Annotated in this window: 22 protein-coding genes and 1 pseudogene; 16 read left to right on the plus strand and 7 right to left on the minus strand. The window is 71.8% G+C overall.

Features of this window, described 5'->3' with window-relative positions:
• Positions 1-80 precede the first annotated feature (80 nt).
• The 4 genes from OG933_RS17175 to OG933_RS17190 all read left to right on the plus strand — a co-directional run bounded on the left by OG933_RS17175 (position 81) and on the right by OG933_RS17190 (position 2,866).
• Complete coding sequence (locus OG933_RS17175; protein WP_362517392.1) at positions 81-1,694, plus strand: acyl-CoA carboxylase subunit beta; 1,614 nt, start codon at positions 81-83, stop codon at positions 1,692-1,694.
• 9 nt (positions 1,695-1,703) lie between these two features.
• Positions 1,704-1,913, plus strand: coding sequence for an acyl-CoA carboxylase epsilon subunit (locus OG933_RS17180; RefSeq protein WP_267018692.1), 210 nt, complete (start codon positions 1,704-1,706; stop codon positions 1,911-1,913).
• Positions 1,914-2,104: 191 nt separating this feature from the next.
• Complete coding sequence (gene mmpB, locus OG933_RS17185) at positions 2,105-2,233, plus strand: morphogenic membrane protein MmpB (RefSeq protein WP_020128130.1); 129 nt, start codon at positions 2,105-2,107, stop codon at positions 2,231-2,233.
• Between the two features lie 27 nt (positions 2,234-2,260).
• Positions 2,261-2,866, plus strand: coding sequence for a nucleoside triphosphate pyrophosphatase (locus OG933_RS17190; RefSeq protein ID WP_327184791.1), 606 nt, complete (start codon positions 2,261-2,263; stop codon positions 2,864-2,866).
• Here OG933_RS17190 and OG933_RS17195 read toward each other — a convergent pair.
• Positions 2,835-3,329, minus strand: coding sequence for a hypothetical protein (locus OG933_RS17195; protein ID WP_362517397.1), 495 nt, complete (start codon positions 3,327-3,329; stop codon positions 2,835-2,837). The genes OG933_RS17190 and OG933_RS17195 overlap by 32 nt on opposite strands.
• 373 nt (positions 3,330-3,702) lie before the next feature.
• On the opposite strand from OG933_RS17195, the gene OG933_RS17200 reads away from it, so the two are divergent.
• Positions 3,703-5,475, plus strand: coding sequence for an acetyl/propionyl/methylcrotonyl-CoA carboxylase subunit alpha (locus tag OG933_RS17200; protein WP_393822518.1), 1,773 nt, complete (start codon positions 3,703-3,705; stop codon positions 5,473-5,475).
• Between the two features lie 244 nt (positions 5,476-5,719).
• On the opposite strand, the gene OG933_RS17205 is transcribed toward OG933_RS17200, so the two are convergent.
• On the minus strand, positions 5,720-6,685 hold the full coding sequence (locus OG933_RS17205) for a DeoR/GlpR family DNA-binding transcription regulator (protein WP_362517403.1): 966 nt from the start codon (positions 6,683-6,685) through the stop codon (positions 5,720-5,722).
• Positions 6,686-6,873: 188 nt separating this feature from the next.
• Positions 6,874-8,322 (minus strand): NAD(P)H-quinone dehydrogenase, encoded by a 1,449-nt coding sequence (locus OG933_RS17210; RefSeq protein WP_142265905.1) that lies wholly within the window; start codon positions 8,320-8,322, stop codon positions 6,874-6,876.
• Between the two features lie 96 nt (positions 8,323-8,418).
• Between OG933_RS17210 and OG933_RS17215 the strand changes: the two genes are divergently transcribed.
• The 4 genes from OG933_RS17215 (at position 8,419) to OG933_RS17230 (ending at position 11,890) form a co-directional block, all read left to right on the plus strand.
• A complete protein-coding gene (locus OG933_RS17215) occupies positions 8,419-8,865 on the plus strand; it encodes a gamma-glutamylcyclotransferase (RefSeq protein WP_020128136.1) in 447 nt (148 codons plus the stop codon).
• Positions 8,866-8,914: 49 nt separating this feature from the next.
• Positions 8,915-9,193: a type II toxin-antitoxin system RelE/ParE family toxin gene (locus tag OG933_RS17220; RefSeq protein ID WP_054242524.1), complete on the plus strand. Its 279-nt coding sequence runs from the start codon at positions 8,915-8,917 to the stop codon at positions 9,191-9,193.
• A 106-nt stretch (positions 9,194-9,299) separates the two neighbouring features.
• Positions 9,300-10,124, plus strand: a complete 825-nt coding sequence (locus OG933_RS17225; RefSeq protein ID WP_020128138.1) for a purine-nucleoside phosphorylase — start codon at positions 9,300-9,302, stop codon at positions 10,122-10,124.
• A 137-nt stretch (positions 10,125-10,261) separates the two neighbouring features.
• Positions 10,262-11,890 carry a phospho-sugar mutase gene (locus OG933_RS17230; RefSeq protein WP_362517409.1) on the plus strand — a complete coding sequence of 543 codons (1,629 nt, stop codon included), beginning with the start codon at positions 10,262-10,264 and terminating at the stop codon, positions 11,888-11,890.
• Between the two features lie 431 nt (positions 11,891-12,321).
• Here the strand turns inward: OG933_RS17230 and OG933_RS17235 are convergent, their stop codons facing one another.
• Together OG933_RS17235 and OG933_RS17240 are read right to left on the minus strand one after the other, a co-directional pair.
• Positions 12,322-14,019, minus strand: a complete 1,698-nt coding sequence (locus OG933_RS17235; protein WP_405627716.1) for a hypothetical protein — start codon at positions 14,017-14,019, stop codon at positions 12,322-12,324.
• Between the two features lie 405 nt (positions 14,020-14,424).
• Positions 14,425-15,144: a PH domain-containing protein gene (locus OG933_RS17240; RefSeq protein WP_362517415.1), complete on the minus strand. Its 720-nt coding sequence runs from the start codon at positions 15,142-15,144 to the stop codon at positions 14,425-14,427.
• A 123-nt stretch (positions 15,145-15,267) separates the two neighbouring features.
• Between OG933_RS17240 and deoC the strand changes: the two genes are divergently transcribed.
• From deoC to OG933_RS17255, 3 genes are read left to right on the plus strand one after another with little or no spacing between them, the layout of a single operon-like run.
• Positions 15,268-16,230 carry a deoxyribose-phosphate aldolase gene (deoC, locus tag OG933_RS17245; RefSeq protein ID WP_362518306.1) on the plus strand — a complete coding sequence of 321 codons (963 nt, stop codon included), beginning with the start codon at positions 15,268-15,270 and terminating at the stop codon, positions 16,228-16,230.
• Positions 16,231-16,235: 5 nt separating this feature from the next.
• The gene (locus tag OG933_RS17250; protein ID WP_171399097.1) at positions 16,236-17,687 is read left to right on the plus strand and encodes an aldehyde dehydrogenase family protein; all 1,452 of its coding nucleotides are present in this window, start codon (positions 16,236-16,238) and stop codon (positions 17,685-17,687) included.
• On the plus strand, positions 17,677-18,591 hold the full coding sequence (locus tag OG933_RS17255; RefSeq protein ID WP_362517418.1) for an aldehyde dehydrogenase family protein: 915 nt from the start codon (positions 17,677-17,679) through the stop codon (positions 18,589-18,591). Before OG933_RS17250 ends, OG933_RS17255 begins: the two co-directional genes overlap by 11 nt.
• Before the next feature lie 84 nt (positions 18,592-18,675).
• Here the strand turns inward: OG933_RS17255 and OG933_RS17260 are convergent, their stop codons facing one another.
• A complete protein-coding gene (locus tag OG933_RS17260) occupies positions 18,676-19,104 on the minus strand; it encodes a hypothetical protein (RefSeq protein WP_405627717.1) in 429 nt (142 codons plus the stop codon).
• Between the two features lie 56 nt (positions 19,105-19,160).
• On the opposite strand from OG933_RS17260, the gene OG933_RS17265 reads away from it, so the two are divergent.
• Positions 19,161-19,868 (plus strand): uridine kinase, encoded by a 708-nt coding sequence (locus OG933_RS17265; protein ID WP_362517424.1) that lies wholly within the window; start codon positions 19,161-19,163, stop codon positions 19,866-19,868.
• Between the two features lie 240 nt (positions 19,869-20,108).
• Here OG933_RS17265 and OG933_RS17270 read toward each other — a convergent pair whose 3' ends face one another.
• The gene (locus tag OG933_RS17270; protein ID WP_020130995.1) at positions 20,109-20,852 is read right to left on the minus strand and encodes a SigE family RNA polymerase sigma factor; all 744 of its coding nucleotides are present in this window, start codon (positions 20,850-20,852) and stop codon (positions 20,109-20,111) included.
• 248 nt (positions 20,853-21,100) lie between these two features.
• On the opposite strand from OG933_RS17270, the pseudogene OG933_RS17275 reads away from it, so the two are divergent.
• The 3 genes and pseudogenes from OG933_RS17275 to OG933_RS17285 all read left to right on the plus strand — a co-directional run.
• Positions 21,101-21,762, plus strand: a pseudogene (locus tag OG933_RS17275) (methyltransferase); the annotation flags it as partial.
• Between the two features lie 4 nt (positions 21,763-21,766).
• Positions 21,767-22,444, plus strand: coding sequence for a two-component system response regulator AfsQ1 (afsQ1, locus tag OG933_RS17280; RefSeq protein ID WP_028807033.1), 678 nt, complete (start codon positions 21,767-21,769; stop codon positions 22,442-22,444).
• The gene (locus OG933_RS17285) at positions 22,441-24,066 is read left to right on the plus strand and encodes an ATP-binding protein (RefSeq protein ID WP_405627719.1); all 1,626 of its coding nucleotides are present in this window, start codon (positions 22,441-22,443) and stop codon (positions 24,064-24,066) included. The genes afsQ1 and OG933_RS17285 overlap by 4 nt, the downstream gene beginning before the upstream one ends.
• Position 24,067 lies beyond the last annotated feature (1 nt).

Genomic DNA, 24,067 nt, shown 5'->3' on the forward strand with positions numbered 1-24,067 from the left:
ACTGCCGATCCCCAGGGCCAGCACTACTCTACGGATGAGTAACCGTCCCCCCTTTTGAGCAGGCAGGGAGCCACATCCCGATGTCCGAGCCGGAAGAGCGCCACGAGATCCCAGGGATCGACATCCACACCACCGCGGGCAAGCTCGCGGATCTCCAGCGCCGCATCCAGGAAGCGACGCACGCCGGTTCGGAGCGTGCCGTCGAGAAGCAGCACGCGAAGGGCAAGTTGACGGCCCGTGAGCGGATCGAGCTGCTCCTCGACGAGGGTTCCTTCGTCGAGTTGGACGAGTTCGCCCGACACCGCTCCACCAACTTCGGCCTGGAGAACAACCGCCCGTACGGGGACGGCGTCGTCACCGGTTACGGCACGGTCGACGGCCGCCCGGTCGCCGTCTTCTCCCAGGACTTCACGGTCTTCGGCGGCGCCCTCGGCGAGGTCTACGGCCAGAAGATCGTCAAGGTCATGGACTTCGCGCTGAAGACCGGCTGCCCGGTCATCGGCATCAACGACTCCGGCGGCGCCCGCATCCAGGAGGGGGTCGCGTCCCTGGGCGCGTACGGCGAGATCTTCCGCCGCAACACGCACGCGTCCGGTGTGATCCCGCAGATCAGCCTGGTCGTCGGCCCGTGCGCGGGCGGCGCGGTGTACTCGCCCGCGATCACCGACTTCACGGTGATGGTGGACCAGACCTCGCACATGTTCATCACCGGTCCCGACGTCATCAAGACGGTCACCGGCGAGGACGTCGGCTTCGAGGAGCTGGGCGGCGCGCGCACCCACAACGCGGTGTCGGGCGTGGCGCACCACATGGCCGGCGACGAGAAGGACGCCATCGAGTACGTCAAGCAGCTGCTGTCGTACCTGCCGTCCAACAACCTCTCCGAGGCCCCGGTGTTCCCGGAGGAGGCGGACCTGTCCGTCACCGACGAGGACCTGGAGCTGGACTCCATCGTCCCGGACAGCGCCAACCAGCCGTACGACATGCACGCGGTGATCGAACACGTGCTGGACGACGCCGAGTTCTTCGAGACCCAGGCGCTGTTCGCGCCGAACATCCTCACCGGCTACGGCCGGGTCGAGGGCCACCCGGTCGGCATCGTCGCCAACCAGCCGATGCAGTTCGCGGGCTGTCTGGACATCACGGCCTCGGAGAAGGCGGCCCGCTTCGTCCGCACCTGCGACGCCTTCAACATCCCGGTCATCACCTTCGTGGACGTGCCCGGCTTCCTGCCCGGCGTCGACCAGGAGCACGACGGCATCATCCGCCGCGGCGCCAAGCTGATCTACGCCTACGCCGAGGCCACCGTCCCGCTCATCACCGTCATCACCCGCAAGGCCTTCGGCGGCGCCTACGACGTCATGGGCTCCAAGCACCTGGGCGCGGACCTCAACCTGGCCTGGCCGACCGCCCAGATCGCCGTCATGGGCGCCCAGGGCGCGGTCAACATCCTGCACCGCCGCACGATCGCGGAGGCGGCGGCGAGCGGTGAGGATCTGGAGGCGGTGCGGGCCCGGCTGATCCAGGAGTACGAGGACGCCCTCCTCAACCCGTACGTCGCGGCCGAGCGCGGCTACGTCGACTCGGTGATCATGCCGTCCGAGACCCGCCGGCACATCGTGCGCGGCCTGCGTCAACTGCGCACCAAGCGGGAATCCCTCCCGCCGAAGAAGCACGGCAACATCCCCCTCTAAGGAGCCGCTGTGACGATCAAGGTCGTACGGGGCAACCCGACCCCCGAGGAGCTCGCCGCCGCCCTGGCGGTGGTCCGGGCCCGCGCCGCGGCGGCAGCGGTCACGCCGTCCGGCGCGGAGACCCCGAGGGACGCGTGGTCCGACCCGTCCCGCATCGCGGCACACCGAGTGCCACAGCCCGGCCAGGCGTCCTGGACCCGCACCTACTGGCCGAGCTGAGCACAACCCACCCGCCTGTTGCTCTCAGGGGCGCGGGGCCGTATCGATTTGCGGCTCCGCCGCGCGGGCGCGATCAGCCCCCACCGGCCCGCAGTCGACAGACACCCGAACATCGGGTGAACGGCTGCGGGCCCGCAACTTGAGTACGGGTACTCAGGCGCCGTCAACCCGCCAAGCCGCACGCTGGTGGCATGCTGTGGTCCGACCCCGAGAACGAGCCCCCCGAGGAACTCCGCGAGATGCAGGAGAGCCTGCGGAGACTCGGCCTCTTCCTCGCACTGGCCATGGTGATAGCGATGATCGTGCTGGGGCTCAGGTAGAGCGCGCCACGCCGCTAGGCTGATCACATGCGCCGACTCGTCCTCGCCTCCCAGTCCCCCGCCCGGCTGAACCTGCTGCGCCAGGCCGGTCTCGCCCCCGAGGTGATCGTGAGCGGGGTCGACGAGGACGCCGTCACCGCCCCCACCCCGGCCGACCTGGCGCTCGCGCTCGCCGAGGCGAAGGCCTCCGTCGTCGCCGCGAAGCCCGAGGTCAAGGGCGCCCTGGTGATCGGCTGCGACTCGGTCCTCGACCTGGACGGCGAGGCGCTGGGCAAGCCCGCGGACGCCGCGGAGGCCACCGCGCGCTGGAAGGCGATGCGCGGCCGGGCCGGGACACTCCAGACCGGCCACTGCGTCTACGACACGCTCAGCGGGCGCTACACCTCCGCGACCGCCTCCACCGTCGTCCGCTTCGGCGAGCCGACCGACGAGGAGATCGCGGCGTACGTCGCCTCGGGCGAACCCCTCTACGTCGCCGGGGCGTTCACCCTCGACGGCCGCTCGGCCCCCTTCATCGAGGGCATCGACGGCGACCACGGCAACGTCATCGGCATCAGCCTGCCCCTCGTGCGCCGGCTGCTGGCGCAGCTGGGCGTCGGGATCACGGAGTTGTGGGCGCCGCCGGAGGCGTGACCGGGGCCGGCGCGACCGGTGGGGCGCCGCCGTCGCCCTTGCTGTCCTCCGGCTGCCGGGCCACGGGCCGCTCCTGGGCGTCGTACGTCACCAGGAGCAGCACGATCAGGGCGAGGACGACCACCATGAACAGGAACTGCGTCCAGCCCAGCAGACCCCACGCGAAGGCCCCCAGCAGGCCGTGCACGACCGCGGCACTGATCAGCAGCACCCGGCCCACCCCGGCGGGCGCGCGGTCGCGCAGCGCCACCAGCAGGGCCACCAGGGCGCACAGGCCGAAGTAGAGGCCGAAGAGGATCCCGCCGACCTTCGAGGACGTCGACATGACGTCCGGGTCCATTCCGGCCAGGGACATGTCCTGCCGGTCCACCACGACGCCCATGAACCAGTTCAACGCGGCGACGCCGAGCGCCTCCGCGAAGAGCACGACCGCCACGATCCACGCCACCGGTCTGCGCACCACCGGTCCCACCCACTTTCGACCCCGACCCGAGCAAGGGTGCTGTTACCTGAAGTACGTTCGGAACATCCTGAACGCTACTAACGGGTAAACCGCGGGACAAGGGTTCTGCGCGCGGCAAAGAATCGTTGGGCCATTCGTAGGGACTCCACAAAGAAACGGAGTGTGCCGCAGCACGTGCTCACAGAGACCTTGGCCACATCAGAGGGCTAGGGTTTGCCGGAGGAGTGCTGCGTACGGCGGTACTACAAGGGATTTCGCGGTCGAGTGAGCCTGGCATCACGCTCCGTGTGGGCAAGCTCACCTTTGGGGACGGGTCGATGAGGCGTGTCGGCAGTCCCTAAACTCGGCTTGTTTCAAGGAGGGAGCCTCAATCGTGCGCAAGGTGCTCATCGCCAACCGTGGCGAAATCGCAGTCCGCGTGGCCCGGGCGTGCCGGGATGCCGGTATCGCGAGCGTGGCCGTGTACGCCGACCCGGACCGGGACGCTCTGCATGTCCGCGCAGCGGATGAGGCGTTCGCCCTGGGCGGTGACTCTCCTGCGACCAGCTATCTCGATATCGAGAAGGTGCTGAACGCGGCACGGGAGTCCGAGGCCGACGCCGTTCATCCCGGCTACGGCTTCCTCTCGGAGAACGCCGAGTTCGCGCAGGCGGTCCTGGACGCGGGCCTGATCTGGATCGGCCCGCCCCCGCAGGCCATCCGTGACCTCGGCGACAAGGTCGCCGCCCGGCACATCGCCCAGCGGGCCGGCGCGCCCCTGGTCGCCGGTACACCCGACCCGGTCTCCGGAGCCGACGAGGTCGTCGCCTTCGCCGAGGAGCACGGGCTGCCGATCGCGATCAAGGCCGCCTTCGGCGGCGGCGGGCGTGGTCTGAAGGTCGCCCGGACGCTGGAAGAGGTGCCGGAGCTGTACGACTCGGCCGTCCGCGAGGCGGTCGCCGCCTTCGGCCGGGGCGAGTGCTTCGTCGAGCGGTACCTGGACAAGCCGCGGCACGTGGAGACGCAGTGCCTGGCCGACAGCCACGGCAACGTGGTCGTCGTGTCGACCCGTGACTGCTCGCTCCAGCGCCGCCACCAGAAGCTGGTCGAGGAGGCCCCGGCGCCGTTCCTCTCCGAGGCGCAGGTCGCCGAGCTGTACTCCTCCTCGAAGGCCATCCTCAAGGAGGCCGGCTACGTCGGCGCGGGCACCGTCGAGTTCCTCGTCGGTGTCGACGGCACGATCTCCTTCCTGGAGGTCAACACCCGTCTCCAGGTCGAGCACCCGGTGACCGAGGAGGTCGCGGGCATCGACCTGGTGCGCGAGATGTTCCGGATCGCCGACGGCGAGGAGCTCGGCTACGGCGACCCGGAGCTGCGCGGTCACTCGTTCGAGTTCCGTATCAACGGCGAGGACCCGGGCCGGGGCTTCCTGCCGGCCCCCGGCACGGTCACCACGTTCGCCGCGCCGTCCGGTCCGGGTGTGCGGCTGGACGCGGGCGTCGAGTCCGGCAGTGTGATCGGCCCGGCGTGGGACTCGCTCCTCGCCAAGCTGATCGTCACCGGCGCCACCCGTGAGCAGGCGCTCCAGCGGGCCGCCCGCGCCCTGGAGGAGTTCCAGGTCGAGGGCATGGCCACGGCCATCCCGTTCCACCGCGCGGTGGTCAGGGACCCGGCGTTCGCGCCGGAGCTCACCGGCAGCCAGGACCCGTTCACGGTCCACACCCGCTGGATCGAGACCGAGTTCGTCAACGAGATCCCCGCGTTCTCGGCCCCGGCCGACACCGAGGCCGAGGACGAGACCGACCGCGAGACGATCGTCGTCGAGGTCGGCGGCAAGCGCCTGGAGGTCTCCCTGCCGTCCTCGCTCGGCATGAGCCTGGCCCGCACGGGCCTCGCGGCGGGCGCCAAGCCCAAGCGCCGCGCGGCCAAGAAGTCGGGCCCCATGGCCTCCGGCGACACGCTCGCCTCCCCGATGCAGGGCACCATCGTGAAGGTGGCCGTCGAGGAGGGCCAGGAGGTCAAGGAGGGCGACCTGATCGTCGTCCTCGAAGCGATGAAGATGGAGCAGCCGCTCAACGCGCACCGCTCCGGCACCGTCAAGGCCCTGGCCGCGGAGGTCGGCGCGTCCATCACCTCGGGCGCGGCGATCTGCGAGATCAAGGACTGACCCCAGGGATCACCCGTGTCGAGGCGCCCGCTCCCCGGGCGCCTCGCCGCGTTTCACCACCCTGAGATCCATCCGGGCCCTCAGACCCACATTGCGGCTTGGGGGGCCCACCGGCCTACGGGGGCGACATCCAGCCCGTCTGGGGGTCCCCCCTCCGGGGGAGTTCGAGGACGGGGCCCGTTCAGGGCCGGACGGGGGTCTGGGGGCGGACCCCCAGGTCACCCGCGCCGACGACCGCCCGAGGTCACCGACGGCGCAGATCCGCGACCCGCGCCCGCTCCCCGCCAGGGGTCTGCTCACCCAGCATCGAGGCCGCCCGCAAACCCGCGGCGGAGCCCGGCACCTGCCCCCGCCGCGGAGCCGGCAACGGCACGTCCCGACGCTGCTGCTGATGGCGCGCCGGGACCGCATCACCCCCCGGGCTTCCCGACGCCCCGGCCACGGCGATCTGCACCCCCTGGTCCGCCAGAGCCTGCAGCTCGGTGGCCGCACGGTCGTCGTGCGCGGGCGGCTCGTCGGTCACCAGCCGGGTGATGACGTCCGTCGGCACGGTCTGGAACATCGTGTCCGTGCCGAGCTTGGTGTGGTCGGCGAGGACGACGACCTCGGCGGCAGCCTGCACCAGCGCCCGGTCCACGGACGCCGACAGCATGTTGGACGTGGACAGCCCGCGCTCCGCGGTCAGTCCGCTCCCGGAGATGAAGGCCCGCGACACCCTGAGTCCCTGGAGGGACTGCTCGGCGCCGCTCCCCACGAGGGCGTAGTTGGAGCCGCGCAGGGTGCCGCCGGTCATCACGACCTCGACCCGGTTGGCATGGGCCAACGCCTGGGCGACGAGCAGGGAGTTGGTGACGACGGTCAGACCGGGCACCCGGGCGAGCCGGCGGGCCAGCTCCTGTGTGGTGGTGCCCGCCCCGACCACGATGGCTTCGCCTTCTTCGACGAAGTTTGCGGCGAGGTCCGCGATGGCGGTCTTTTCGGCGGTCGCGAGATGGGATTTCTGCGGAAAGCCGGATTCTCGCGTGAACCCACCCGGCAATACCGCACCGCCGTGCCGGCGGTCGAGGAGTCCTTCTGCCTCCAGTGCGCGCACGTCCCGCCGTACGGTCACTTCGGAGGTCTGGACGACGCGGGCGAGTTCACGGAGCGACACGGCCCCGTTCGCTCGCACCATTTCGAGGATCAATTGACGACGTTCTGCAGCGAACACGAAACTGACAGTAACGCGGGCGACCGTCTGCTTTCAGCTCTTTGCGCCGAATAGTAGAAGTTGTTCGCACAGGGGGACGGGGAGTGGTATAGGGCCCAGTTCCGGCGCCTATGCCTCCCGCATGTCCGGCAACCCGGCGACGACGCGCCGTCAACTCCCCGTGACCAGCGGGGAGTCGAAACCGGCCGTCAGCCCTCGTCCGCCGTCTTGCGGGTGTGCAACTGTCGCGCCACTTCCGCGATCGACCCGGAAAGAGACGGGTACACGGTGAACGCGTTCGCGATCTGTTCGACCGTCAGATTGTTGTCGACGGCGATCGAGATCGGGTGGATGAGTTCCGAGGCGCGCGGCGCCACGACCACACCGCCGACGACGATCCCGGTGCCGGGCCGGCAGAAGATCTTGACGAAGCCGTCGCGGATGCCCTGCATCTTGGCGCGCGGGTTGCGCAGCAGCGGCAGCTTGACGACCCGGGCGTCGATCTTGCCGCCGTCCACGTCGGCCTGGCTGTAGCCGACGGTGGCGATCTCGGGGTCGGTGAAGACGTTCGAGGAGACGGTCTTGAGGTTGAGCGGGGCCACCGCGTCGCCGAGGAAGTGGTACATGGCGATACGGCCCTGCATGGCGGCGACGGAGGCCAGGGCGAAGATCCCGGTCACGTCGCCGGCCGCGTACACACCGGGGGCGGTGGTCCGCGAGACCTTGTCGGTCCAGATGTGACCCGACTCGCGGACCTTGACGCCCGCCTCCTCCAGCCCCATCCCCTCGCTGTTGGGAATGGCGCCGACCGCCATGAGGCAGTGCGAGCCGGTGATGACCCGGCCGTCGGACAGGGTGACCTCGACCCGGTCACCGACCCGCTTGGCGGACTCGGCGCGCGAGCGGGCCATGACGTTCATGCCGCGGCGCCGGAAGACGTCCTCGAGGACGGCTGCGGCGTCCGGGTCCTCGCCGGGCAGCACGCGGTCGCGCGAGGAGACGAGGGTGACCTTGGAGCCGAGGGCCTGGTAGGCGCCGGCGAACTCCGCGCCGGTCACACCCGAGCCGACCACGATGAGCTCCTCGGGGAGCTCGCCGAGGTCGTAGACCTGGGTCCAGTTCAGGATGCGCTCGCCGTCGGGCTGGGCGTCCGGCAGCTCGCGCGGGTGAGCGCCGGTGGCCAGCAGGACGGCGTCGGCGGTGAGGGTCTCCTCGGTGCCGTCGGCGGCGCTGACGACGACCTTGCGCGAGCCGTCGAGGGCCTGCATGCCCTCCAGCCGGCCGCGCCCGCGCAGCACGCGCGCGCCGGCCCGGGTGACGGAGGCGGTGATGTCGTGCGACTGGGCGAGCGCGAGCCGCTTCACCCGGCGGTTGACCTTGCCGAGGTCCACCCCGACGACCCGGGCGGCCTGCTCCAGCGGCGGGGTGTCGTCGGCGACGATGATCCCCAGCTCCTCGTACGAGGAGTCGAAGGTGGTCATCACCTCGGCCGTGGCGATCAGGGTCTTCGACGGCACGCAGTCGGTCAGCACCGACGCTCCGCCCAGACCGTCGCAGTCGACGACGGTCACCTCCGCGCCGAGCTGCGCAGCCACCAGCGCTGCCTCATAGCCGCCGGGTCCGCCACCGATGATCACGATCCGAGTCACGTACTCCATTGTCCCGCACGGGGGCCGGTGGTACTGCCCCGGGGGCCGCGGGGGGCGCCACTGTTACGAGAGTGACGCGTGCGCGGGCTGCCGTACTCTCCTTGCATGTCGCTCTACGCCGCGTACGCCGGCAACCTCGACGCGCGGCTGATGACCCGCCGCGCTCCCCACTCGCCACTGCGTGCCACCGGCTGGCTGAACGGGTGGCGGTTGACGTTCGGCGGCGAACAGCTGGGCTGGGAGGGCGCGCTGGCGACGGTCGTCGAGGATCCCTCGGACCCCGGCGCGCAGGTCTTCGTCGCGCTGTACGACGTCGCCCCCATGGACGAGGACTCGCTGGACCGCTGGGAGGGCGTGAGTCTCGGCATCTACCGGCGCGCCCGGGTGCGGGTGCAGACGATGGACCGGGAGGAGTCCGCCTGGATGTTCGTCCTGAACGGCTACGAGGGCGGCCTGCCCGCGGCCCGCTACCTGGGCGAGATCGCCGACGCGGCGGAATCGGCGGGAGCACCACACGATTACGTGATGGAGCTCCGCAAGCGGCCTTGCTGAGCGCGACCGACTCTAGACTCGGAGCATCTGCGCACCAACGGGAGATCGCATGAGCCCCAGCACATATGACGTCTACTACACGGTGCAGGCCGCCGAGGCCCGTGACCGACTCGACGATCAACAGCGCACCTCGTTCGACAAGGGCATCGCCCTGCTGGCTCGCGACCCGTTCCTTTCGGTGTCCAGGCCCATAGGGTCCACCGGCGACGACCGTACGATCCGCCTGACCCAGAACATTCTCGTCGAGTACACGGTCAGCCGCGGACGCCTGCTGGTCTTCATCGTCGAGGTGTTCAACGACAAGGACGTCCTGATCACCGACGACTGATCGTCGCCCAGCGGTCCGCGCCTCGTTGGAAACGACAAGACAACGATCGCCATCCCGTGGGCTCTGTCATCTACGCGCGTAGGCCGGAACCGGCTACCCTCATCGCGTGAACGCATCTCTTCTCCCGGACGACATCCAGGGCGACCCGCACGCCGCGGCCGACGCCGCCGCCGCACGCCTGCGCGAACTGACCGGCGCCGAGACCCACGACGTCGCCCTCGTGATGGGCTCCGGCTGGGCACCGGCCGTGGACGCCCTGGGCGCTCCCGACGCCGAGTTCCAGGTCACCGAGCTGCCCGGTTTCCCGCCGCCCGCGGTCGAGGGCCACGGCGGCAAGATCCGCTCGTACCAGATCGGCGAGAAGCGGGCGCTGGTCTTCCTGGGCCGCACCCACTACTACGAGGGCCGCGGCGTCGCCGCCGTCGCCCACGGTGTCCGTACGGCGGTGGCGGCCGGCTGCAAGACGATCGTGCTGACGAACGGCTGCGGCGGCCTGCGCGAGGGCATGCGCCCCGGGCAGCCGGTGCTGATCAGCGACCACATCAACCTCACGGCGACCTCCCCCATCCTCGGCGCGAACTTCGTGGACCTCACGGACCTGTACTCGCCGCGGCTGCGCACCCTGTGCAAGGAGATCGACGCCACGCTCGAGGAGGGCGTCTACGCCCAGTTCCCCGGCCCGCACTACGAGACGCCCGCCGAGATCCGGATGGCCCGCACCATCGGCGCGGACCTGGTGGGCATGTCGACCGTGCTGGAGGCCATCGCGGCCCGTGAGGCGGGGGCCGAGGTGCTCGGCATCTCCCTCGTGACCAACCTCGCCGCCGGCATGACCGGCGAGCCGCTGAACCACGAGGAGGTCCTCCAGGCGGGGCGCGACTCGGCGACCCGCATGGGCTCCCTGCTGGCACAGGTGCTGGGCCGGCTGTAGGGGCGCTCGCACCGCGGCGCCGGTCCCTGCGACTCGGCCCGTCCGGTGCTCGACGAGGCCCGTTCCGGGCCGATGGGGGTCCGGGGCCGCAGTCCCCGGGAACCCGGACCACGAGACGACGAGAGGTTGACACCGACGTGCACGACGTCATCGCCCGCGCCCACGCGTGGCTCGCCGAGGACCCCGACCCGGAGACCCGCGACGAACTCGCCGCGCTCATCGAGGCCGCGGACGTCAGCGAGCTCGCCGAGCGCTTCGGCGGCACCCTCCAGTTCGGTACGGCGGGGCTCCGCGGTGAGCTCGGAGCCGGGCCCATGCGGATGAACCGCTCCGTCGTGATCCGGGCCGCGGCCGGCCTCGCCGCGTACCTCACGAAGAACGGCGGGACCGGCGGCGTCGTCGTCATCGGCTACGACGCCCGTCACAAGTCGGAGGACTTCGCCCGCGACACGGCGGCCGTGATGACGGGCGCGGGCTTCCGCGCGGCCGTGCTCCCCCGTCCTCTCCCCACCCCCGTCCTCGCCTTCGCCATAAGGCACCTGGGCGCGGTCGCCGGCGTGGAGGTCACCGCCAGCCACAACCCGCCGCGCGACAACGGCTACAAGGTGTACCTGGGGGACGGCTCGCAGATCGTGCCGCCCGCCGACGCCGAGATCGCGGCCGAGATCGACGCGATCGCCGCCCTGAAGGACGTTCCGCGTCCGGAGGCCGGCTGGCAGACCCTCGACGACGCCGTCCTCGACGCCTATCTGGCCCGTACGGACGCCGTCCTCGCCGCGGACTCCCCCCGCACGGCCCGCACGGTGTACACGGCGATGCACGGCGTCGGCAAGGACGTCCTGCTGGCCGCCTTCGCCCGCGCGGGCTTCCCCGAGCCCGTCCTCGTCGCCGAGCAGGCCGAACCCGACCCGGACTTCCCGACCGTCGCCTTCCCCAACCCGGAAGAGCCCGGCGCGATGGACCTGGCCTTCGCCAGGGCCCGCGAGACCGGTCCCGACCTGATCATCGCCAACGACCCGGACGCCGACCGCTGCGCCGTGGCCGTGCCCCACGACGGCGACTGGCGCATGCTGCGGGGCGACGAGGTCGGCTCGCTCCTCGCCGCGCACCTCGTCCGGCGCGGCGCGCGGGGCACGTTCGCCGAGTCGATCGTGTCCTCCTCCCTCCTCGGCCGTATCGCCGAGAAGGCGGGCCTGCCCTACGAGGAGACCCTCACCGGCTTCAAGTGGATCGCCCGCGTCGACGGCCTGCGCTACGGCTACGAGGAGGCCCTCGGCTACTGCGTCGATCCCGAGGGCGTACGCGACAAGGACGGCATCACCGCCGCCCTGCTGATCACGGAGCTCGCCTCCACCCTCAAGTCCGAGGGCCGCACCCTCCTCGACCTGCTCGACGACCTCGCCGTGGAGCACGGTCTGCACGCCACCGACCAGCTCTCGGTGCGCGTCCAGGACCTCTCGCTCATCGCCCGCGCGATGCGGCGCCTCCGCGAGCAGCCCCCGGCCTCCCTCGCGGGCCTGGCCATCACTCGCGCCGAGGACCTCACTCAAGGCACCGACAGGCTGCCCCCCACCGACGGCCTGCGCTACACGCTGGACGGCGCCCGGGTCATCGTCCGCCCCAGCGGCACCGAACCGAAGCTGAAGTGCTACCTGGAGGTCGTGGTCCCGGCCCCCACCCACGCCGACCTCCCGACGGCCCGCAGCACGGCCGACGCCCTGCTCACCGCGATCAAGCGGGACCTGTCGGCGGCGGCCGGCATCTGACCTCGGAAGCCACCCGAGAGACACAGCCGCACGGACTCCACGGACCGCACGACCCTCGTGGGAGGCCGCGCGTCATACGCGCGGCAAGCCCGGCGAGGCGTTCGGACACCCGGGCGATGGAGAACCGAGCCGCACGAGCCGCACGAGCCCCGTGGGACGGTCCCTTCACGGGCCGGGCGGGCGTCAAGGAGGAGGACCACCGTCCGCGCGTACGCCGACGGCTCCTACCGGTGGCCCTGCCCCGGCACGGCGGGCACCGCGCCGCGGTCTCCTCGGGCGCCTTCGTCGACGGGGTGGGCCGAACCCACGACATACGTGCGCCGGGCACCCCTCCCGGGTGACCCGGCGCCGCCGCACGCGGACCCCGGACGAGGCCACCGAAGGGGGCCCACGGCGGGAGCCGCCCGGCGGGAGCCGCCCGGCGGGAGCCGTCACGGCAGGAGGATCACCGTCGCCGCGCCCACGATGCCGATGGCGATCCCGAGCGGCCACAGCGCACGTCCTCGTTGCCGCTCATCGGCAGGGGCGGACGGGCGGGTCGCCGGGTCCCGCCACATCGCGGTGATCTCGGCGGCAGTCCGCTCGTACGGGTGCAGCACGCCGAGCCTGCTCTCCAGCCACGGCCAGCGCGGCGAGGCCACCCGCCACTCCTCGAACGAGGCCCGCGTGCCGAGGACCCGCAGCCGGGCGCCCTCGCACTCCGCGACCCGGATGTGATCCCAGGCGAGGTGCCGGGGGCCGCTCAGACCGTTGAACCACAGGCCCTCGTGATCGGCGGTGACCCGCCAGGCGATCCGGCGCGGCAGCAGCAGGGCGGCGAGCAGCGTGGCGACCAGGCCGTAGCCGTACCTCCACCACCCGGAGTCCTCCCAGTAGATCGGGAGGAACAGCAGCACCAGCCCGACGGCGAGCCAGTCTGCCCACCCGGCACGCCACTTCCGTACCCCCGCGGCGGCCTTCCGGCCGGTCCGCTCGGCGACGACGACCGCGGCGGCGGCCCCGCGCAGCTCCTCCTGCCGAGCCTCCCGGAGAGCCTTCCCCCGCTCGGTCCTGGCCCGCCACCGGTAGGCGAGGGCCGTCACCGGCCGCACGGGCCCGACGGACGCCTCCACCACCGGCGGCTCACCGGCCTTGTCGGCGGCGGCGAGGAACACGACCTCGGCGCCGTCGTAGGGGGTCCCGTACAGAACGGCCTCGCGCAGCGGCCCGGCGCGCTCGTCGTCGATCCGCGAGATCAGCTCCCGAAGGCTCTCGTCGTCAGCGTCGTCCTCAGTCTCGTCCTCGGTCTCGTCCTCGTCCTCGTCGTCGCCCGCGCGCCCGTCGACCTCGATGGTGGAGACCGTGAACAGGGGTCGCAGCGCGGCGAGGTCGTCGGCGGCGAAGACCTCGGTCTCGACGTCGGCGTTCTCCCGCACGAGCACGCGCAGCACCGGGACGGGCGCCCCGCGCAGGCCGACGGCCCGGCGGCGGGCCGACACCGCCGAGAACAGCACGGTGAGGCCGAGCCCCGCGAGGCACCAGGCGGCCGCCGGGACCACCTGCCGGTCCTCGGCCAGGTCCCAGAGACCCGCGGTGGCGTACAGGGCGCCTGCGGCGACGACCATGACGAGCCCGGACCACAGCAGGAACGTGCCCCGCTCCGCCCGTCCGCCCCCGGCCCCGGGCGCCCGGGGCACCTCGGCGGTCACTCCGCCGGCGGCCTCCAGCCCCGCCGCCCGCTGCCGTTTCCGCGCGGCCAGCCGCAGGCCCACGGCCACCCAGACGCCCACGAGCGCGGCCGTCAGCCCCAGCCGGACGGGCCAGGCGAGGTCCCCCGGCATCGATACGACGGCAACGGCGAACGGCACGAGGACCAGGGCCGCCTCAGGCCGCAGCACCAGCCACACGACGTGCAGGGCGACCAGCGCGGCAGCCCAGGCGGGCAGTCCCGCGGACCGGTGCAGCAGACCGGCACCGGCAGTGGCCACCACCGGCAGCGCCACGAACACGGACGTCCGCGCCCGCACGGGCACCCAGCGCGGCGGCAGCCCGCGCGTCCAGCGCCCCGCCTGCTCGGCGTCCCAGGACCGGCAGCCCTCGGGTATCACCGCCCCCGGCAGCCGCAGAACCTCAGCAGAATCTGTACTCATCGCTCCCCCGACCTACCGACCCACCAGATCTCCGCCCCACACCGGCCGTCCCGACCGAGACAGAGCCACACCCGTCACGACCAGGGCACGAGCCACACCCGTCACGACCAGAGCATGTGCCGATGATGACGAAAGACCCTGTGATCCGCGGCAACGCCCAGATCACAATCCGCCCCACCCGACTTCGACACCCCACCCCGCAACCCGCTCCGGGCCTCCGGGCCCACACCCCCTACACCGCGCCGCACCCCACGCGACACCCCCACCTCACACGCGACACCCCGCGTCACGCGCGCCCAGCACTCGCCGTCCCGCACTCGCCGTCCCGCACCCCACACACGACGCCCGGCCCCCCGCGCCCAGGGCCCGACACCCCGCACCCCGCACCCAGCACCCCGCGCCCCCTCACCCCACAGCCAGCAGAATCCCCAGCACCACGGCCCCCGCCACCGCCGGGCCCAGGATCTCCCAGGCCCAGCGCGCGGTCACCTCGCCCTGCGCGGTCTCCTCCTTCTCGCGCGCCCCCCACAGCTCCCGCAGCTCGTCCATGACCCGGTCGGTCTCGGCGCGCACGGGCCCGTCCGGTACGGCGGCGCCGCCGCCACGCGACAGCCCGCCGCCGAGGCCGCCGAGGCCTCCGAATCCGCTGCCGCCCCGGGCGGCGTCACGGCCGCCGGTCCGCCCGGTCCGCTCCGCCGCCGCCTTGGACTCCCGCCGGTTCGCCTTCTTCCGCGCGCGCAGCGAGACCGGGATGGACCACAGCTGGAACTTCTTCCCCGACGCGGCGACGACCTCGTTGGAGTAGCCGGACCGCAGGGAGGCCACCTGCCCCCACGGCAGCACGATCACCCGGAACGGATTGCGCACCCGGAGCCGGTCCTGGCCCGCGAACACGGCGGGCCGCAGCGTGAAGGCGACGACCAGCGGCACCGCCAGGATCAGCGAGGCGAGCGCCAGCCACGGCGTGCTCCCTTCGCCCACGAGGATCGCGTCGAGGCCGAGCCAGCCCACCAGGCCCAGCAGCAGCACGCCACCGGCCATGCCCGCGGGCGACCGGTAGATGCGGTCCTTGGTCTCGGGTGCCGAAGGCTGCGGCGCGGGTGACTGGTCTTCCGGGGTCGTCATGGCCCCGATTCTGCCCGACGCCCGCCGGCCCGCTCATCCGCGGCCCCGCCGTTCCCGACGAGCACGGATGCAACCGACGGGGTGTACAGCCGCTACGCGCGTAGATATGCTCGTCTGGTGACCATGCCCACCAATACACCTACCGCAGCCGACGCACTCACGGACGTCACGGCGTCCGACGGCTCGCTGCGCCGCTTCCTCCACGGGCTGCCCGGCGTCGACACGGTCGGCCTGGAGGCGCGCGCCGCCGCGCTCGGCACCCGTTCCATCAAGACGACCGCGAAGGCGTACGCCATCGACCTCGCCATCTCGATGGTCGACCTGACGACGCTGGAAGGCGCGGACACCCCGGGCAAGGTCCGGGCGCTCGGCGCGAAGGCGGTCCACCCCGACCCGACCGACCGTACGACCCCGACCGCGGCCGCGGTCTGCGTGTATCCGGACATGGTGGCCACCGCCAAGGCGGCCGTCGCCGGCTCCGGCGTCAAGGTCGCGTCGGTCGCCACCGCCTTCCCGGCCGGCCGCGCCGCCCTCGACGTGAAGCTCGCGGACGTCCGCGACGCCGTCGCCGCGGGCGCCGACGAGATCGACATGGTCATCGACCGCGGGGCGTTCCTCGCGGGCAAGTATCTGAAGGTGTACGACGAGATCACCGCCGTGCGCGAGGTGTGCGGGACGGCCGCCCGGCTGAAGGTCATCTTCGAGACGGGCGAGCTGTCGACGTACGACAACATCCGCCGGGCGAGCTGGCTCGGCATGCTCGCGGGCGCCGACTTCATCAAGACCTCGACCGGCAAGGTCGCCGTCAACGCCACTCCCGCGAACACCCTGCTGATGCTGGAGGCGGTGCGCGACTTCCGTGCCCAGACCGGCGTCCAGGTCGGCGTGAAGCCCGCCGGCGGCATCCGCACCACCAAGGACGCGATCAAGTTCCTCGTCCTGGTCAACGAGACCGCGGGCGAGGACTGGCTGGACAACCACTGGTTCCGCTTCGGCGCCTCCTCGCTCCTGAACGACCTGCTGATGCAGCGTCAGAAGCTGGCCACCGGCCGCTACTCCGGCCCCGACTACGTGACGGTGGACTGATCACCATGGCATCCACGACTGCATCCGCATTCGAGTACGCTCCGGCCCCCGAGTCCCGCTCGGTCGTCGACATCGCCCCCTCCTACGGTCTGTTCATCGACGGTGAGTTCACCGAGGCGGCCGAGGGCAAGGTCTTCAAGACCGTCTCGCCGTCCACCGAGGAGGTCCTCTCCGAGATCGCCCAGGCGGGCGAGGCGGACGTCGACCGTGCCGTGCGGGCCGCCCGCAAGGCCTTCGGGAAGTGGTCCGCGCTGCCGGGCTCCGAGCGCGCCAAGTACCTGTTCCGCATCGCCCGGATCATCCAGGAGCGCAGCCGCGAGCTGGCCGTCCTGGAGACGCTGGACAACGGCAAGCCGATCAAGGAGACGCGCGACGCCGACCTGCCCCTGGTCGCCGCGCACTTCTTCTACTACGCGGGCTGGGCAGACAAGCTCGACCACGCCGGCTTCGGAGCGTCCCCGAGGCCGCTGGGCGTCGCCGGCCAGGTCATCCCCTGGAACTTCCCCCTGCTGATGCTGGCGTGGAAGATCGCCCCGGCGCTCGCCACCGGCAACACGGTCGTCCTGAAGCCGGCCGAGACGACCCCGCTGTCGGCCCTGTTCTTCGCGGACATCTGCCGCCAGGCGGGCCTGCCCAAGGGCGTCGTCAACATCCTTCCCGGGTACGGCGACGCCGGTGCCGCGCTGGTCGCGCACCCGGACGTGAACAAGGTCGCCTTCACCGGCTCCACCGCCGTCGGCAAGGCGATCGCCCGGCAGGTCGCGGGCTCGCACAAGAAGGTCACGCTCGAACTGGGCGGCAAGGGCGCCAACATCGTCTTCGACGACGCGCCGATCGACCAGGCCGTCGAGGGCATCGTCAGCGGCATCTTCTTCAACCAGGGCCAGGTCTGCTGCGCGGGCAGCCGGCTCCTCGTCCAGGAGTCGATCCAGGACGAGCTGCTGGAGTCGCTCAAGCGCCGCCTCGCCACCCTCCGGCTCGGCGATCCGCTCGACAAGAACACCGACATCGGCGCGATCAACTCCGCCGAGCAGCTCTCGCGCATCACCTCGCTCGTCGAGCAGGGCGAGGCGGAGGGCGCCGAACGCTGGTCCCCGGCCTGCGAACTGCCCACGTCCGGCTACTGGTTCGCCCCGACGCTCTTCACGAACGTCACCCAGGCGCACACCGTAGCCCGCGACGAGATCTTCGGCCCGGTCCTGTCGGTCCTCAGCTTCCGCACGCCGGAGGAGGCCGTCGCCAAGGCCAACAACACGCCGTACGGCCTGTCGGCCGGCATCTGGACGGAGAAGGGCTCCCGCATCCTCGCGGTGGCGAGCAAGCTCCGCGCGGGCGTGATCTGGTCCAACACGTTCAACAAGTTCGACCCGACGTCGCCGTTCGGCGGCTACAAGGAGTCGGGCTTCGGCCGCGAGGGCGGCCGCCACGGCCTGGAGGCGTACCTCGATGTCCGATAAGACCGACAAGACCGATCAGCAGCAGCGGCTCAGCGTCTTCAAGACCTACAAGCTGTACGTCGGCGGGAAGTTCCCGCGTTCCGAGAGCGGCCGGGTGTACGAGGTGACCGACGCAAAGGGCAAGTGGCTGGCCAACGCACCGCAGTCGTCCCGCAAGGACGCCCGGGACGCGGTCGTCGCCGCGCGCAAGGCGTTCGGCGGCTGGTCCGGGGCGACGGCGTACAACCGCGGCCAGATCCTCTACCGCGTCGCGGAGATGCTGGAGGGCCGCAAGGGTCAGTTCGTCCACGAGGTCGCCGAGGCCGAGGGCGTGTCGAAGTCCAAGGCCGCCGACCAGGTCGAGGCGACGATCGACCGCTGGGTCTGGTACGCGGGCTGGACCGACAAGATCGCCCAGGTCGTGGGCGGCGGAAACCCGGTCGCGGGCCCGTACTTCAACCTCTCCTCGCCCGAACCGACGGGCGTGGTCGCGGTGCTGGCCCCGCAGGAGTCGTCCTTCCTGGGCCTGGTCTCGGTGCTCGCCCCGGTGATCGCGACCGGCAACACGGCGATCGTGATCGCGAGCGAGCGCTCGCCGCTCCCGGCGCTGTCGCTCGGCGAGGTGCTGGCCACCTCCGACGTGCCCGGCGGGGTCGTCAACGTCCTGTCCGGCCGTACGGCGGAGATCGCGGCGCCGCTCGCCTCCCACCAGGACGTCAACGCGATCGACCTGGCGGGCGCCGACGACGTGCTGGCGAAGGAGCTGGAGATCGCCGCGGCCGACAACCTGAAGCGCGTCCTTCGTCCACAGCCTGTGGACGACTGGTCGGCGGCTCCCGGCACCGACCGCATGACGGCCTTCCTGGAGACGAAGACGGTCTGGCACCCCACGGGTTCACTGGGCGCCTCGGGCTCGTCGTACTAGGCAGGTCACCGGGCCCCCGAGACGCGGAAGCCGCGCCACCCCTCCGTCCGGGGGCGGCGCGGCTTCCGTCCGTGCGGGCCGGCCTCAGCCGCCCAGCACCTTCGTGACGCCTCCCAGCGCCTTCGTCACGTCACCCAGCACCGGGACCGAGCCGATGGACTGCGCCTGCGCCACCGGCCCGGTGAGCATCTGGGAGGTCAGCGGCTTGAAGTCGGCGAGCTGGGTGCCGACGCCGTTGTCGAGCGGGTCGACGCCGGTGCCCGCGAGGGGGTTGGGCTTGAGGCCGGTCACGGCGCCGGTGACGTACGTCAGGGAGCCGAGCACCCCCTGCACGCCCGCCTGCGGGTCGAGCTGACCGGCCGAGGTGGGCCTCGTCCGCACCACTTCGGCGACCGGCTCGCCGGTCGCCGCGGCGGCGGTCCCGGCGCCGGCGCCCAGCGCCACCCCGGCGGTCGCGAGGGCGGCGAGGGCGCGCCGGCCGGTGGAGGTCTGGGGGGAAACATGTCGGGCCATCGATGCCGCCTTCTGATGCGCAAGGTGATCAGGTCGACACGAAGGGTAGTTGAGGTGTGACGCACGCATCAAAGCCGACCCGCGGGGTCGTTGACGGCCGGGGGGATGCCTCACACTGGTGTCCCGTGACCTCCCCTCCGCCCATACCGACGCGAGTCGTGCTGCTCTGCGGCCCTTCCGGCTCCGGCAAGTCCCTGCTCGCGGCCCGCTCCGGCCTGCCGGTGCTGCGGCTCGACGACTTCTACAAGGAGGGCGACGACCCGACGCTGCCGCTGGTCGACGGGAGTTCCGACATCGACTGGGACCACCCCGGCTCGTGGGACGCGGACACGGCCGTCGCCTCGATCGTGGAACTGTGCGGCACGGGCCGTACGAACGTTCCCGTCTACGACATCTCGCTCAGCGCGCGTACCGGTGCGGACGCGATCGACATCGGACGGACCCCGGTGTTCATCGCGGAGGGCATCTTCGCCGCCGAGATCGTGAACCGGTGCCGCGAACTGGGCGTCCTGGCCGACGCGCTGTGCCTGAGCCGCGGACCGGTGAAGACCTTCCGCCGCCGCTTCCTGCGCGATCTGAAGGAGGGCCGCAAGTCGGTGCCCTTCCTGCTGCGCCGCGGCTGGCGGCTGATGCGCTCCGAACGCTCGATCGTCGCCCGGCAGACCGCGCTCGGAGCGCACGCCTGCGACCGCGACGAGGCGTTGGGCCGCCTGGCGGCGGCGACGGCGGGCGACCGCGCCCCGACGGCGCGCACGGCCGCCTAGGACGCTCACACCGGCGCGGCGGACACGCAGAAGCGGGACTGGACGGACCCCCCGGCCCTCCAGCCCCGCTTCCTCGGTGCTCCCCCGTGTCCCCCCGGGGTGGTGCTTCCCCCGTGCTTGCGCGGTACCGCTCCGCCGACGTCCCCCGTCGGGCCCCCCGGTACCGCTTCCCCCGTGTTCCCCCGTGCTCCCCCGTTCACCGGCTCCCCTGAGCGGAGCCGGGCCTTCCCCCGTTCACCCTCAGGCGACAAGCTCCCCGAAGGCGTCTTCCTCGTCACGGCCGAAGCTGAGGACCTCGTCCTCGCGCAGCCGGCGGAGCGACCGCCAGATGCTGGACTTCACCGTGCCGACACTGATGTCGAGGATCTCCGCGATCTCCGGGTCGGTGCGGCCCTCGTAGTAACGAAGGACCAGCATCGTCCGCTGGAGTTCGGGGAGCCGGGCCAGCGCCTGCCACAGGACCGCGCGCAGCTCGGTGCCGCGCATCGCGTCCGTGTCGCCGGCCGTCTCCGGCAGCTCCTCGGTCGGGTACTCGTTCAGCTTGCGGCGGCGCCACGCGCTGATGTGCAGGTTGGTCATCGTCCGGCGGAGGTATCCGCCGACCGCGGCCTTGTCACTGATCCGGTCCCACGCCCGGTACGTCGAGAACAGCGCGCTCTGGAGCAGGTCCTCGGCCTCGAAGCGGTCGCCGGTGAGGTGGTAGGCGGTGGCGTACAGGGAGGCGCGGCGCTCCTGGACGTAGGCGGTGAACTCCGCCTCGGTCAGCGAGCGACGCTCCCCCGTGTCCTCCCTGTACGCGGCTCCCCCGTGAGCCGCCTGTTCCCCCGTGTCGACCACCGTCATGAAGGTGGTGTGCTGTCGCCCGGTGCCGCGAGCGCACCCCCGCCCGCTCACGGCACCGGACTTCTCGGAACCCCGGTGTACGTCGTGCAGACGCGTGACGACTGCGACTGCGTTGGTGCTCATACCGTGCAGCGTGTTCATCTCGCGCCCCCCGTCGTGGACTTCCGGTGTTCGGTCTCCTGCGCCGGTCCGGCTCCGCTGTGTTTCCGCGTCGCCTTGTCCGTGACCAAAAGATTGCCCGGGGCACTTCATCGCCGTGTCCGCCGACTGTCACAGACCTGTCACAGGGGCCTGTCACGACAACTCCACAGACCGTCCACAGGCGTCCGGGGTACGGCAGTTGACGTGCTGGACCGGCTGCTGGTCGAACTGGCCGACGACTGCACGGTGGCCCGTCGCCGGTCCCGCTGCGGGAGCTGCTGGGGGTGATCGGTGCCCACCAGTGGCGGGTGCGGGGCGTCGAGGTGCCCGTGCTGGGCGCACGCGTCCGTCCCCACTACGGCGTCTTCGCGCCGACCCGGAGCGAGTACGTCGTCCTCGTGGCGGACGCTCCCCTGCCGACGACGGTACGGCGCGACCCGGCCGCGGCCGTCGCGTTCGACCTGGGCACCGGCACCGAGGTCCTCGCGGCGGTGCCGGCGCGGCGGACGGTGCCGCGTCCGGGCGTGCCGATCTCGTCGTCTGCAACCCGCCGTGGCTGCCAGGCCGGCCGACCGCCGCTCCGGAACTGGGGGTGTACGACGAGGACAGCGGGATGTCGGGCGGGTTCCTGGCGGGTCTCGGGCAGCACCTGCGGCCGGATGGCGAGGGCTGGCTGATCGTGTCCGATCTGGCCGAACATCTCGGTCTGCGCACCCGCGAGGAGCTGCTCCGGCTCGTCGAAACCGCAGGTCTGCGGGTTGTGGGTCGTACCGGCGTACGACCCAGGCGCAGGTGTTCGCGGGATGTGTCCGACCCCCTGTACGCGGCCCGCGCCGCGGAAACCATCTCCCTCTGGCGCCTCACCACCGACCCACAGGTCGAACGACAGCCCCCTCATGGGCCAGAATGAGCCCGTGCCTTCCCTGTTGCTGATCGAGGACGACGACGCCATCCGTACGGCCCTGGAGCTCTCACTGACGCGCCAGGGACACCGGGTGGCCACCGCTGCCAGCGGTGAGGACGGTCTGAAGCTGCTGCGCGAGCAGCGGCCGGATCTCATCGTGCTGGACGTGATGCTGCCCGGCATCGACGGATTCGAGGTGTGCCGGCGCATCCGGCGCACCGACCAACTGCCGATCATCTTGCTGACCGCGCGCAGCGACGACATCGACGTGGTCGTCGGGCTGGAGTCCGGCGCCGACGACTACGTCGTCAAACCCGTGCAGGGCCGGGTGCTGGACGCCCGGATCCGGGCCGTGCTGCGGCGCGGAGAGCGCGAGTCGAGCGATTCGGCGACGTTCGGCAGTCTCGTCATCGACCGCGCGGCGATGACGGTGACGAAGAACGGCGAGGATCTGCAGCTCACGCCGACCGAACTGCGGCTGCTGCTCGAACTGAGCCGGCGGCCGGGGCAGGCGCTGTCCCGGCAGCAGCTGCTGCGGCTGGTGTGGGAACACGACTACCTGGGCGACTCGCGGCTGGTGGACGCCTGTGTCCAGCGGCTGCGGGCCAAGGTGGAGGACGTGCCGTCGTCCCCGGTCCTGATCCGTACCGTGCGCGGCGTCGGCTACCGCCTGGACGCCCCTCAGTGACACAGCGGCAAGGGGGGCTCCGCGGCTGGTCCGCGGCGCGTAAGGGAAGACTTTCGCGGCTGCGTTTCACCAGCCTGCGGCTGCGGCTCGTCGTCGTCTTCGGGGCGGTGGCGCTGACCGCCGCGGTGTCCGCGTCCGGCATCGCGTACTGGCTCAACCGCGAGGCCGTGCTGACCCGTACCCAGGGTGCGGTGCTGCGGGACTTCGAGCAGGAGATGGAGAACCGGGCGGGTTCGCTGCCCGAGCATCCCTCGCAGGACGAGCTCCAGCACACCGCCGGGCAGATGGCCAACAGCAGCCAGCGCTTCAGCGTGCTGCTGGTGGGCGAGGACTCCAGCGGCAAGACCGTCTACGGCAACTCGGGCGGCCTCAACGGGTTCTCGCTGGAGGACGTGCCCGGGGCGCTGCGTACGGCGGTGAACAAGCGGCAGGACGTCACGGGCGGCAACAAGGCGCCGTACCACCTGTACTGGCAGCGGGTCGTCGACCACGGAACGCCGTATCTGGTGGCCGGGACGCAGGTGAACGGGGGCGGGCCGACCGGGTACATGCGCAAGTCGCTGGAGCCGGAGGCCAAGGACCTCAACTCGCTGGCCTGGTCGCTGGGGATCGCCACCGGTCTCGCACTGATCGGGGCCGCGCTGCTCGCGCAGGCCGCCGGGACGACCGTGCTGAAGCCGGTGCACCGGCTGGGCGTCGCGGCGCGGCGGCTCGGCGAGGGCCGGTTCGACACCCGGCTGCGGGTGTCCGGGACGGACGAACTCGCCGATCTGTCACGGACGTTCAACCGGGCCGCGGAGTCCCTGGAGAAGCGGGTCGCCGACATGGCCGCGCGGGACAACGCCTCACGGCGGTTCGTCGCCGACATGTCGCACGAGCTGCGGACTCCGCTGACCGCCATCACCACCGTCGCGGAGGTGCTGGAGGAGGAGCTGGACGCCGAGTCGGGCAGCATCGACCCGATGATCGAGCCCGCGGTGCGGCTGGTCGTCAGCGAGACACGGCGGCTGAACAACCTCGTCGAGAACCTGATGGAGGTCACCCGCTTCGACGCCGGTACGGCGCGGCTGGTCCTGGACGACGTCGATGTCGCCGACCAGATCACCCACTGCATCGACGCGCGCGCCTGGCTGGACGCGGTCGACCTGGACGCCGAGCGCGGCATCCACGCCCTGCTCGACCCGCGCCGGCTGGACGTGATCCTCGCCAACCTCATCGGCAACGCGCTCAAGCACGGCGGTTCGCCGGTGCGGGTGTCGGTGTCGGCGGCGGACGACGCGGTCGTCATCTCGGTGCGCGACCACGGGCCCGGCATCCCCGAGGAGGTGCTGCCGCACGTCTTCGACCGGTTCTACAAGGCGAGCGCCTCCCGGCCGCGCTCCGAGGGCAGTGGGCTCGGCCTGTCCATCGCCCTGGAGAACGCCCACATCCACGGCGGCGAGATCACCGCCGCCAACTCCCCGGAGGGCGGTGCGGTGTTCACACTGCGGCTGCCCCGGGGCGTCCTGGAGGCGGCGGACCAGGGCGGCGAGGAGGACGAGCGGGCCGTGCGGCCCACGCCGTCCGTCCAGTCCATGCCCGTGCAGTCCGGGAAGTCCGTGCAGGACAAGGGGGACGCGTAGT

It is taken from the genome of Streptomyces sp. NBC_00016, assembly GCF_045040885.1.
Lineage (GTDB): Bacteria > Actinomycetota > Actinomycetes > Streptomycetales > Streptomycetaceae > Streptomyces > Streptomyces coriariae.